The organism is Petrocella sp. FN5 (assembly GCF_029210395.1).
Taxonomy (GTDB): Bacteria; Bacillota; Clostridia; order Lachnospirales; family Vallitaleaceae; genus Petrocella.
Window position 1 is genome coordinate 67,074 of sequence record NZ_JARGDP010000003.1, and the last position, 13,788, is coordinate 80,861.

The 13,788-nt window shown below is 35.8% G+C and carries 6 protein-coding genes; 2 read left to right on the forward strand and 4 right to left on the reverse strand.

The window, feature by feature from the left end; genetic code table 11:
- Positions 1-10: 10 nt before the first annotated feature.
- Genes P0N36_RS01810 through P0N36_RS01820 form a run of 3 tightly spaced genes read right to left on the reverse strand, consistent with a single transcriptional unit; the run spans position 11 to position 8,907 of the window.
- Entirely contained in the window at positions 11-7,117 is a 7,107-nt protein-coding gene (locus tag P0N36_RS01810; protein WP_275841059.1) for a DUF6908 domain-containing protein, read from the reverse strand.
- On the reverse strand, positions 7,110-8,132 hold the full coding sequence (locus tag P0N36_RS01815) for a ParB N-terminal domain-containing protein (RefSeq protein ID WP_275841060.1): 1,023 nt from the start codon (positions 8,130-8,132) through the stop codon (positions 7,110-7,112). The genes P0N36_RS01810 and P0N36_RS01815 overlap by 8 nt, the downstream gene beginning before the upstream one ends.
- Positions 8,125-8,907, reverse strand: coding sequence for a ParA family protein (locus tag P0N36_RS01820; protein ID WP_275841061.1), 783 nt, complete (start codon positions 8,905-8,907; stop codon positions 8,125-8,127). The genes P0N36_RS01815 and P0N36_RS01820 overlap by 8 nt, the downstream gene beginning before the upstream one ends.
- 194 nt (positions 8,908-9,101) lie before the next feature.
- Between P0N36_RS01820 and P0N36_RS01825 the strand changes: the two genes are divergently transcribed.
- Both P0N36_RS01825 and P0N36_RS01830 read left to right on the forward strand, forming a co-directional pair.
- Positions 9,102-9,317 (forward strand): helix-turn-helix domain-containing protein, encoded by a 216-nt coding sequence (locus P0N36_RS01825; RefSeq protein ID WP_275841062.1) that lies wholly within the window; start codon positions 9,102-9,104, stop codon positions 9,315-9,317.
- Positions 9,318-9,357: 40 nt separating this feature from the next.
- Positions 9,358-11,508, forward strand: a complete 2,151-nt coding sequence (locus P0N36_RS01830) for an RNA-binding domain-containing protein (protein ID WP_275841064.1) — start codon at positions 9,358-9,360, stop codon at positions 11,506-11,508.
- A gap of 614 nt (positions 11,509-12,122) precedes the next feature.
- Here P0N36_RS01830 and guaA read toward each other — a convergent pair.
- Positions 12,123-13,658 carry a glutamine-hydrolyzing GMP synthase gene (gene guaA, locus P0N36_RS01835; RefSeq protein WP_275841066.1) on the reverse strand — a complete coding sequence of 512 codons (1,536 nt, stop codon included), beginning with the start codon at positions 13,656-13,658 and terminating at the stop codon, positions 12,123-12,125.
- Between the last annotated feature and the right edge of the window lie 130 nt (positions 13,659-13,788).

Sequence of the window (13,788 nt, forward strand, 5' to 3'; positions counted from 1 at the left end):
TTTGCCCCTGCTAAACTGTCATTTCTTCATCATCTTCAGTTATCACATCTTCATTAAAATCTTCTTCACTCACTGCTATGCCATCATCCCCTTTATCCATGTCCAGTTCAGCGTTCAGTTCAAATTGTCGCTTTAACTTCTGCGCTAATGCTTCCTCATACATAAATGGTTTCTCCCATTCTTCCTTGGACTGGGTCATGTTTCTTTCATACTCATCAATCTGGCTTTCTGTTTTTTCAATGCGCTTTTCAAGGCCTTCTAAAAGATTTTCAAGCCTGACCATATTACCGTGGGGACTATCTCCAAATTCAACTTCGTACTTTTGCTCTGCATGAAGGATCATCTTATGCTGACCAAAGAAATTGTTCTTTAGGATTAAGAGATCAAAGCCATTAAATGTACCCACATGGGTTTCTTTATCTGGCTCAAGCCTTGATAATATCACTTGAAGATAAGTTCCGGCTTTTTCTCTTTCATCAAAGAATTTGCCATCAACATTGATTTGAAACTCTTCTGTCTTGTTCATATCACGCTTGCTGATGTCCTTAATCAATCCTTCAAGACGCTGTTTTGCCTGTTGAATCAGTTTAGGGTATTTATAAGTGAAATTATCCTCCATGGCATACCTTCTACTGTTGTATTCAGACTTTAAAAGGCTTAAACGACTGACTTCATTATCAATATCCATCTTTTCTTTGATCAAAGGGTTCCCTGTTGCCAGTGCTTTAACTTCTGCAAAAGATAGTACCGTTTCATCAATGTCCTCTGCATTTCTAGCAACGGATTTGCTGGTCATGATTTGACTGATAAACCGCTGTTTGTTCTCAACAATTTGCCACAAATAACTGTCAAATGTCGACTTTGTCACGTATTTATAGATATTTACAGCTTCATTTTGATTGCCTTGTCTTAAGATTCTTCCTTCCCGCTGCTCCAAATCGCTTGGGCGCCACGGGCAGTCTAAATGATGAAGGGCAATTAAACGATCTTGAATATTGGTTCCTGTGCCCATCTTGGCAGTTGAACCAAGGATAATACGTTTGTTACCACTACGCATATCAGCAAATAAAGTTTCTCTTTGTGCTTCACTATTGGCATCGTGTATAAAACAGACCTCTTTTTCTGGAATACCTCTCTTTATCAATGCTTCCTTGATATAAGGATATACAGAAAAACGCCCATCTGTATTAGGCGTTCCTACATCACAAAATATGATTTGTGTTCCTTTAAAAGCATGGCTTTCCTTATATTCTTCAAAGACTTTATCAATACACTGATTGACTTTACTATCTGCTTCATTAGGTGCTTCATCATAAAGGAGTCTTGGATCAAGGCCTAAAAGTCTTGCTTCATTAGTTATCTTAAGCATGTTATCAATCCTTGGATCAACCATACCATTTCGAATATCACTTGCCCTTTCAACAAAGCTTTCCATAATCTCTTTTGTAAAATCACTGGACTCAGCTGAAATCAACTTATGTTTATCACCTTTTAACTTAGGAATAGGTAAATTAAGCATATCCGCTGTTTTTACATCTGCCATATTTTTAAAAATCGTCATGAGTTCCGGTAAATTCGAGAACTTAGCAAATCTGCTTTTATAGCGATATCCTGTTCCTTCAGGAGCTAATTCAAGACTTGAAACCACTTCTCCAAACTGTGCTGCCCATGCATCAAAGTGATGAATTCCTCTTGCTTCAAGCTCCTTATTTTGAATATACCTTTGCATCACATACATTTCCGTCATGCTATTACTGATGGGGGTTCCAGTGGCAAAGATGACACCCCTACCTTGATTGATGTCTTGGATATACTGGGTTTTCATGAGCATATCCATGGATTTTTTACTACGTGTATTAGATATTCCAGCAACATTTCTTATCTTTGAAAATACAGCACAATTCTTAAAATAATGCGCTTCATCTACATAAACGCAATCTATTCCAAGCTCTTCAAAGTTAATCACATCATCTTTCGGACTGTCGTGAAGTCGTTTGATTTCAGCTGTTAGTGAAAGTTTGAGTTTTTCCATCTGCTTGATACTCCACTTTTCGCCATTACTCTTTTTTGCATCAGCAATAGCAGCAGAGATATCATTGATCTGCCTGTGTATCATTTCTTCCTGACGTTCTTTCGAGACAGGAATTTTCTCAAACTGCGAGTGCCCCATAATGACAGCATCATAAGCACCAGTAGCAATACGACTGACAAAACGTCTCCGATTGGATTTTTGAAAATCTTTCTTTGTGGTGACTAGAATATTAGCTGATGGATAAAGCCTTAAGAACTCACTGCCGATATGCTGCGTTAAATGATTTGGTACAACAAGAACTGCTTTATTAATCAGTCCCAGTCGCTTTTGCTCCATACAGCTGGCAACCATTTCGAAAGTCTTTCCTGCACCTACAGAATGCGCTAGAAGTGTACTGCCACCATAGATAATCCTTGCAATAGCAGCTGTTTGGTGTTCTCTTAATTTTATATCTGGATTCATGCCTGGCAATTTTAAATGACTGCCATCATATTCTCTCAGGCGGATATTGTTATAGTGCTGATTATAATAATCCACATACTTTTTACGTCTCTCTGGTTCTTTAAACAACCATTCTTTAAAGGCCTGTTTTAGTAGCGATTGTTTTTCTCTTGCTAGCATGGTCTCTTTTTTGTTAATGACATATTTGATGGTATCTCCATCTTCAACACGGTCTTTAACCGTAGAATTTCTAAGATTCAAGCTGTCTTCAATGATGTAGTAAGCATTAATTCTAGATGTACCAAAGGTTTCTTTGGCTGAAACTGAATACCCATCTAATCCTTTGTTCTCAACTCCAAAGCTTGCATTGTAATTATTGTAATGTACTTTGATTTCGTTTCTGCCACCGGTATTGTGATAATATCTCGGTGTTTTCAAGGTCTCATAGATGAACTGTTCATAATCTGCTGTTTCAATCCATGTGGTTCCTAACCTTACATCGATATCACTGGCCTCAAGATCAATGGGTTGTACTTTTTCTAGGGCAGGCACATTCTTTAAAAAGACTTCCGGATTCATATCCGCAAAGACTTTAGCAAATTTAAGCTTTTGTCTTACATCACCTGAGAGATATTCATCAGCCGTTTCCCAACCTCTCAAAGGATCATTTTCATCATATTTTTCAGGGTTCAAATAGATGTCTTGTTCAAGTTCCTTAATGATGACTTGAGGTTCTTCATCATAAAGCTCAGCCATAAATGGAATATCCACCATGCCTTTTTCATTTAAAGATGCTGTTAATGCTTCAATTGCAGAATCTACATCGGTAATAGCTTCATAAGGCTTAATGGTTCTTTTGGTAAACATATCTGCCTTTGTGACATAATGATCTTCATCCTCCACTTCTAGAGAACATAATAGTGGATAGTCATTGTCATCACGAAAAGCACTGGCATTGGGTCTTGAAGTAATATAATCATAGTCTTTAACAAATGCATCATAGATTTGATTTAACTGGTCTTGAGCCTTTTCAAGTGATTCTTTAGTACAGCCTTCCGTTTGAAGTGTAATGATTTCTCTAGTTATATCTCGAATTGCCATCATGCCTTGTATCCGTTCAAGGGTTTTACCGGTATAATCCATTCGTCTCATAATAGAATTTTCACGGTAATAAAGTTTGTCATCAATAAAGGCATAACAATAGTTCTTGTACTTAGGATCAGCAGGTATGTCATTGCTGTCCTCTTTTTTTGCCTGCTCGTAGTAACCAATTTCAGCTTCAAGATGGGACACTGCTTCTGTTAGAGCTTCTTCTAGATTAAAGTTACTATCTGTATTCACACACGTCGTATAACGACTGTCTCTACCAAACATCCTTTCATCAAATACCATCTCACCAAGCATCATATGGGGATGGTCAATAAAATATTGATTGACGGGGACCCCATTTTCATTATCTACAACCGATAGCCAAGTTGGTAATTCCACCGACCGACGTTCTCTCTTTTTTAGAAAAAGGATATCTGCTGTTACATCGGTATTGGCATTTTCCTTAAATGCTGTATTAGGTAATCGTATAGCACCAATTAATTCAGCTCTTTCAGAAATATACTTCCTGACAGCTTGATCTTTTTTATCCATGGTTCCCTTACTGGTAACAAAGGCAATGATGCCACCAGGACGCACTTTATCTAGGGTTTTTGCAAGGAAATAATCATGAATCATAAAGTTATGCTTATCATAAAGTCTGTCATATACTTTATAATTACCAAAAGGCACATTACCAATGGCTACATCAAAAAAGTTATCTTCAAACTGTGTTTCTTCATAGCCTTTGACTTGAATCTGCGCTTTCTGATAGAGCTGCCTTGCAATACGTCCGGATACATCATCTAGTTCAACCCCAAAAAGTTTTGCCCTATTCATAGAATCAGGAAGGTGGGAAAAGAAATTACCAACACCCAGGGAAGGTTCCAAGATGTTTCCCTTTTTAAAACCAAACTGATCAAGTGCCTGATAAATACTTTGAATAACAACAGAGGATGTATAGTGGGCATTAGGTGTTGAAGCTTTTGCACTATCATATTCTTCTTGTGACAAGATTTTTTTTAGTTCACCGTATTCATTGCTCCAACCACTTGCCCCAACATCAAAAGCTTGTGGCATACCACCCCAACCAACGTATCTAGCTAATATGGACTGTTCTTTGTCAGTGGCCATACGGTTTTCTGTTTCAATAACTTTTAGCGTCTTAATCGCTTCAACATTGGTTCTGAATTTTGTTTTTAGCCCACCAATACCGATTTCATCTTCAAGTGAAAATTGATAATTAATTTTTGTAGATTGTTGCCTTTCTTGATTTTCATCTGCAAATGGACCTATGGATACAATGCCCCACTTTTCTTCTTCCGTCAGTGGCTTCTCATCGGGCAGATAGTCCAAAACAAAATCAACACTTTCTTTTCTGAAAATTGGATAACCAGTTTGCCCTGCAAAGGTTAAATCCATGAGAGATACAGCATTGTTATCATAGTCAATGGATTCGATTTGAAATTTTCTCCCCTCAATATCCACTTCCATGCCTACTTCTAAGGGATACTCATGAAGATCCTCATGTTCTAGGTCCAATAAATCATCCTTTTCTGAAGGTGGTTTAATAATGATTTCATGACCTTTATCATCAAAGGTTGGCTCTACGTTAGCCTCGTCTACATCCTCTGAATAATAAGCCTTATAAACAATATGACCTTGCCTAGCAATATTTGATAACCACTCTTTCAGAAAATCATTTAATTCATCTTCTAAATCAGGATTAATTAATTCATCACCCTGATACGCTTCATGATAGATTGCCATGTTATCTTGCTGAAAGGTTGCTGCTGTTAATGTCTTTTGATTATGGTCCACAATGAGTTCCATATCCGGATCACTCATTAAATCTCCATTTTGTTCATAATAATGGGATAGAGAGATTCTATTCTCATATAGCTTTTCAATGACAAGGTCCATAAAGCCAGGTGCTTTTAGCTTCATATAACGATAACGTCCGTTTAAGATCCCAGGGGCAATCTTCATTAGCTTTTTATAATTCTCATGTGCAATGTCATTTTCAGCGTAATTGATGTCAAATAATGTTGGTTGATAAATAGCTTTTCTTGTTGGTGGATTATCATTCTTATACCGAGGTTCAAAGTATTTACCGTTATCAATTAAGGCATCAATACCGGAAGTAACTTTAGCCCAAGACAAATGAATTTCTTTATCGGTTTTATAAAGATCAATGGTAATTCCTTTACTGTCGTGATTTTCAAAACCGCTTAGATTATCAGAGAATGTAACCGAGCTACCGCCAGTCCCATGTTCATTTTTTAGAAAGTCTGCTTTTTCTTTTGCAGTATATTCTTCTGAGAAGAAATCAACAATCCGTTGTTTCCCACCTTCAAATCCAGAACCTCTTAGGAGTACCTTTTCAATAAGTTCATCATCTGTTAGCTCCACAAAAAAAGAGCTACGCTCTGGTAGCTCTAAATCTTTTGCTATCTCTCTTTGAAGATGATTTCCTGAAGAATCATCTCTTCCGCTCTCGTTCTGATCATCTCTCTGTGACGATAAGTCTGATAGGTGTTGGTTGGATTCTGTAATGGTTCTTCCTGTAGCATCTGGTCTTGAAGTTTCTCCATCCTCTCCCATGCTTCCTCGTTCACTTGATGCATCATTGGAAGCAACGTCCCTTCGGTCACTAGATAATTGTACCGATTGATGTGTTCCTCTTTCAGGTAATTCATCGCCATTTGCCCGTACTTCCCTAGTGGCTTCTTGTCGTAGCTTTTCTCCCTCGATATTTGAATCTGAGGATGATAAATCCCTTGTACTTCCTGATAATTGAGTTCCATGGGTTTCATTGACATTCACACTCCTTTTTTCTTTTTTGATGGTTTTAATTTCTCTTTCAATTTCTCTTAAAATTTGCTCTGAGATGGTACTTGTCAGATAGCCTAGTCTTAAGATTAATGTTTTTGAATCAAAATCTGTTAGTGTATTAAATGCATTTAAATTACTTAACTTAGGTTCTTCAATACCTGAGCGAATGGATGTCATGTACTCTACACTATCCATAAGAGACTGCATAAACTGCCTTGTAACGCCTTCAAGGGGTAATCCCGATAATTTGGTCTTAGACAATTCTTTTTCAAGTCCTTGCTGGATATCTGAGGCATAAGCAAGGACTGATTCATGGGTCCGCCTTGCAATCCATTCTGAAAAGGTATTTGCTTTAAAACTTTCTAGTAATTGTGATTCTAATGCTTCATTTAATTTCCACACTTTAGGAATGGTATGCGGCTGGCCATGGGTATCTTCAATATCAAATAGGTATTTTAGTTTTAAATAAGCACTTTGATCATCAAAGACTGCAATACTCTTAGCACCCCTGTTAATCCACCTACCAATACGACGATTCCAGATTTCCATATCTGCAACTAAAGTAGCTTCAGGTCTTTGGGCATATATAAGCACGGTGTTATTAAAACTGTGCTTATATATCCTTGCATGAAAGGTTAAAAAGTCTTTCCATGCCTGCTCATCTTGCATGATTTCTTTCAAGATGTAATCATAAATTTCCTTAATTTCTGTCAGTCTACTCAATCATCTCCTCCCCCTCCTCAATGTCATGTGATTGATTTTTCATCTGGCTAAAGTAAAATTCCAAAGCTTTTTCAATTGTTTTTTCAATAGCCTTCTTGTCCTCATTTGGATTAAAATACTTTGAAATGATTGTCGGTTGAAGCTTAAATGGTTTCACTTTACCTCTACTTTTTAGCATATCACCACTGATAATCTTTTGGGCTGTATTCCAGTTTAAGTTTCCCTCTTTCTCATGCTTTCTTAAGAGAGCCGCTTTTTTCATATCCACTTTAAAGGTGTTTTCAGAAATAATAGCCTCCACCATTTCTTGATTTTCCTGTGATAGATAAGAAAGGTCTACACCAGCTCGCATGGCAATTTTGCCTTCATCAACTAAGTCTTTGATTGCATCGCTTAACTTATCAATACGGAGGTATCTTGCTACCGATGCTTGAGAAAGATTATATTCATTACCTATCGTTTCATGCGTTCTTAACTTTTTATCCATTGGATAAAAAGTTTCTTCACTTGCCAAGTTAGGTGCTTTAGACAATTTTTCAATTTCATTTAACAAATCAGTTCTAACACCTTGATTCTTCATCGCACTATGTCTTGTTGAAATAACTGTTGCTCTTTCAGAATGAGCTAATTCAGAAAAAGAACGCTGCATAATGTTTGTTTCAGTGACAATGAGTGTTGCTTCTTCCTCAGTGAGCCCTTCTTTGATTACCGTTGGAACTTCTGTTAATCCAGCTTCTTTAGCCGCATTTACTCTATTATGTCCAGATAAAATCTCATATTTATCATCCACTTTTCTTACTACAATGGGAACGATGACACCAAATTGCTTAATGCTCTCAACCATGTCGTTAAACCGGTCTCCTTCATAAAGCTTGAATGGATGATTTCTAAAAGGGATTAGGTCTTCTAGCCTTAATGACGTTGTGCCATCTGTTTTTTCAGATGGCACTTCACTATGATCTTCACCAAATATTGAGGCAAAGGTTTCAACTTTTTTCATTTTTGTTTTATCCATTAGTAATCAACTCCTTTGTTAGTACCTGATAAGCAACAGCTGCCTTGTTCGTTGGCATATAATCTACAATACATTTACTTTGAAGATTGGCTTCTCCTACTTTTACTGATTTAGGAATTCTAATATCAAACACTTTGATATGCTCACCATAAGCTTCATCCACCATCTCAATCATGTTCTTGGATAGATTGGTTCTTTCATCAAACATAGTTAGCAGAATTCCTTCGAAAGTAATCCTTGGATTAATTCTGCGCTTTATCTTCATAATTGTTTGAAGCAATAACTCCAGGCCTTTTACAGATAAGTACTCAGGTGTTGCCGGAATCAATACGCTGTCACAAGCAGCTAGTACATTTAATGTCATTAAACCTAATGATGGGGCTGAATCCACAATAATGTAGTCATAATCAGGTCTAAGCTGTTCTGTGATTGTTTTTAGAACATATTCTCTGCTCATAGTACTGACCAAGTTCATTTCAATGGCTGACATTTCAATACTGCTGGGGATGACATCCACACCATCTCTATTTAGTATGTAGCTCTCTTTTGGTGGTAGATCATCTTCATTCATAACAGCCATCATCAGATGGTACAGTGTTGTATCCAGTGTTTCAGGCTTTTCAATACCAAAACAGTCCGTCATTGACGCTTGGTTATCCGTATCGATTGCGAGTACCTTGTAACCCTCCTTTGCTAGAATCGTCGCTAAATTCCTACAAGTTGTACTTTTGGCTACTCCACCTTTTTGTGAAGCAACGGCTATAATTTTGCTCATGATTTTTTTGCTCCTTTCTGATATTCACTTTATAATGTGATAATACATTTTATAATTAACACAATCAATATTTCACTTATTTTACTTTTCTAAGCTTTTCTAAACACCTCTTTATTCTGCAAAAGCTCATTTTGCAAAATCATTGCAGATATTCACTAATAGGTGTATTATCTAACTTAGGTAGGTGATAATTAATGAAATTAACGATGGGTGAAAAAATCCGGATTTTACTGAAAAGAAAGAATGTAACGATAATAGAACTTAGCAAAAGACTTAAAACCACAAATCAGAACATGGCAAATAAATTCAAAAGAGATAACTTCTCTGTGAATGAATTAGAAGCGATTGCAAAGGCTTTGGATTGTGAGTTTGAGGGATTCTTTGTAGATAAGGATGGGGAAAGGATTTAAATTTATAACATATTATATAACTACTAAATTGGGAGGTATCATGAGTAATTTTATCGATTTATTTAAAAGTTTTTTAAATGGTTATTTTGAGGTTAGAAATGATTTAAGAGAAAAAGATGTTATTGAAAAAAGATTTGGACTAAAATCATCAAAGATCTATACACTTGATGAACTCGGTATATTACACAATGGTATCAGTCGTGAACGAGTTAGACAAATTGAAGCTAAAGCAATTAAGAATCTTAGTACTTTGATTAATGGAAACGAATTAAAAAAATGTAATTACATATGCGATAGTCTATTAACCACTGAATATATAAAACTATCCAAGTTTATCGTTGATCAAGAAGTGATTTTAATGGATGAACTCATTACTTTTTCCAATAGCGGCATCAATGATATTCGCCATTTAAATTTGGTCACAAAAATAATGGGAATTAACAGTACACTTTCACCAAATCATGATTGTAATATCTTAATATCTTCAAACTTGGATAAAGGGGTATTTAAAAAAGAATTAAAAAAAGTTTTTGAATTTTTAAGACAACATATTGTCTATATTTCAAAAGATGAATTACTAATTGAAATGAAGAAAAAGCGAAGAAACTTTGATCATAATTACATTCTATTAGCGTTAAACAGTTTAAAATTAGAGAAGATGATAGTACATGATGATGAACTTTTAGCTATTAGCATTGATGATTCATTTTCTGCAGGTGATATAGGCTATAGAATCCTTTTTAAAAACCGACATCCAATGGAAATATCTGATATTTATATGGAATTCAATAAAATTATACAATCCAAAAATCTAAGCACCTCTAAATCTATTAGAAATCTAACAAATCAGATGGCAACGCATAATAAAATAGTAAATATCGGAGCAAAACAATGGGCACTTAAAGATTGGAATCATGACAAGAAATTTATAAAAGATATAATCAAAGAAGCTTTTCACAACAGTGGTAAACATTTATCAAAAGAGGAAATCATATCTTTTGTAAATAAAACAATACCACATATAAAAAGTCAAACTATTATTTCTTATTTGAGCTATGATGACTTTTTGAAAATTGATGGTGACTTCTACATTTTAAAGGAATGGAAAAGTAAATATACAGATAAAATTATTAAGACTAGACGTCGCCGAAATTTCGATGAATTACTATTAGCTACATTTACTTATTATGATAAAGAAAATCTCACTACCGATGAAATCTGGAATTATATTAAAGTCAATTTCGATTCCCCAAAATACTATTTAAAATCATACCTTGAAAAAAGAAAATATTTATACCATGAGATTAAAGAAGATATTGATTGTTGGACTAGGAAATCTAACTATAAAGAAATACTAAAATCCAAACGTGGTAATAAAATCAAAAGTATTAATGAACTAGCAACACAATATTTATATGAGAATAACGGTAGTATGGCATTATATGACTTAGTTCATTTTTTAGTTAAAGAACATGGGTACAACGAGAAAACCTGCTATCAAGCATTATCTAACAATCAAACCGTTGAAAAGTTCTCTAATAATAACATAATGATGATTTCAGTATTAGATAAAAAAAACTTAAACGTTTCTTTGATAAAAGTTTCAGAACTTGAATTTGAGGAATTTTTAATGAAATCACAAGCTGAAGAATCTTGCTATGATTTCAAACAAGGATTTTTGAACTTATCCGAAAAGCGTGAATTTGATAAGAAAAGTTTTGAGAAAATAATGAAGAATATATGTGCAATGGCTAATCATGGAACTGGAATAACTGGTAGATTGTTCATAGGAATATGCGATTCCGAAAATGATACATTAAGGGTAGAGAAATTAGACAATATTGAAATCGTAAGAAAAAATGGAAATGGAATTGCTGGCCTTCAGAGAGAAGCTGTTATTCTTGGCATCGATTTAGAAAAATATCAAAATTATGTATTGAACAAAATCAATGATTCAATGATTCCCCAAAAGTTAAAAACTCATATAAAGTCAAACTTAGGTTTTATTCATTATAAGAACAGATATATTATGATGATTGAAGTAAAATGTATTGATGGACCATCTTTGTATAACGATACTGAATTATATATACGCAAAGGGCCAAATCTTGAATATATAGAAAATAATAATCCCGAATTACAACACGTATATAGAAGATGTTTTCAACCAAATTACTCTAATCAAATGTAAAACTCATCTAATAAAGACAAAAACAGCCTGTTTAGTATTGTAATAGTCACATTACCCGTTTCGAATATTGTATATCTACTCATTAATATCTACACAATACAATATGATTCATTTGATACTGCATATTCAATAAGATATAATTATAATGTCATCTTACCAAGTCTTATTTGTTGCACTGGTTTAGCCGGATTAATTACAGCTATTGATTTGGAAATCTCGAGGGAAACTCCTAACAAGCTAATCAAGAAACTCACACTAAATGGAGGTAGACTTATGACAGGTATTTCAGCAGTAGTAACTATGGTGGTAATTAGCACTCATGGAGTCTCCAGTAGTCTGTAATTTGACAGCTTCAAATAAATTTGGATAGAGTGCTAGGGTTCGAATCCCAAGACTCCACTCAGAGACCACTAATGTGGTCTCTTTCAATTTCAATTGATCAACTATCTGCACATGAAATAAGGGGAACCTCTTTCGAGATTCCCCTGCCAATTTAATATATTATATTATCTCATATCACTATTATCACTAATAAAATGAGTCAAAATGGAGTCAAAATCACCTTCTGAACCTTACAACCCCAGCGAAATCAAGGGTTGTAGCGTTTGCAATCGTCATTCCCACTCAATCGTAGCTGGTGGTTTACTGGTGATATCATAGCATATACGGTTCACATGGTTTACTTCGTTGACGATTCTGTTGGAGACTTTGGCTAGGATCTCGTGAGGGATTCTGGACCAGTCTGCGGTCATGAAGTCGGAGGTGTCAACGGATCTTAGGGCTACTGTGTAATCATAGGTTCTCTCGTCACCCATGACGCCAACACTCTTAAGATTGGTTAGTACTGCAAAATATTGGCCAAGACCTTTTGAGATGCCGGCTGCTTTTACTTCTTCGCGGAAGATGTAGTCCGCTTCTCTTAAGATGTCCAGCTTTTCCTTGGTGATATCGCCGATGACACGAATGGCAAGTCCGGGACCTGGGAAAGGTTGTCTGGATACTAAGAATTCAGGGATGCCAACGGCACGGCCTACATTTCTTACTTCATCTTTGAATAAATCTCTAAGTGGTTCTATGATTTCTTTGAAGTCTACGTGTTCTGGTAGACCGCCTACATTGTGATGGCTTTTGATAACGGCTGCGTCTTTTGTACCGCTTTCGATAACGTCCGGATAGATGGTCCCTTGAACCAAAAAGTCGACCACACCGATTTTCTTAGCTTCTGCTTCAAAAACACGGATGAATTCTTCACCGATGATCTTACGCTTGGTCTCAGGGTCGGATACCCCTGCAAGTTTGTCAAGGAATTGCTTTTCGCAATTGACACGAATCAAGTTCATGTCGAACTCTTCACCAAATACCTTCTCTACATCATCCCCTTCGTCCTTACGAAGTAGACCGTGATCGACGAAGATACAGGTCAATTGCTTACCTACGGCTTTGTGAATGAGCATAGCTGCAACTGATGAGTCTACGCCGCCTGATAGGGCACATAATACTTTTTTGTCGCCGATTTTTTCTTTTAGGAGTTTAATCTGATCCTTTGCAAAATCACTCATAATCCAGTCTTGGCTACAACCACAAATGTTAACTAGGAAGTTCTTAAGCATCTTGGTGCCTTCCGGTGTATGGTTGACTTCCGGATGAAACTGAACCGCATAGAGTTTTTTACTTTCATTAGACATGCCGGCTACCGGACATGTTTCTGTGGATGCTGTTATTCTAAAGTCACTCGGTGGACTTGAAACATAATAAGTATGACTCATCCATGCTACAGATGCTACATCAACACCTTCAAATAACAAGTCACTTTGATCGACTATTAAATCTGTTTTACCATATTCTCTTGACTCGGCTCTTGCAACACTACCACCAAGTAGATAACCCATCAACTGCGATCCATAGCAAATACCTAATATGGGAATACCTGCATCAAAAATGGCTTTGTCAATTAAGGGGGCATTTTCTTCAAAAACAACAGAAGGTCCGCCTGTAAAAATAATTCCTTTTGGATTTCTTGCTATAATTTCCTCTATGGGTGTTTCATAAGATAATACTTCTGCATATACATTGACTTCTCTGACCCGTCTTGCAATCAACTGATTGTATTGACCGCCAAAATCAAGCACTATGATCAATTCATGTTTCATTTTGTGTCCTCCTAATTACTCCTCGATTATAAGAATCATGATTATAAGAATCCTGTTCTTTATCATACATGGGCAAGGTTGTACTGTCAAACGTTTTTTGTTATATTGTGTTTAATGTTCGGATAATAAA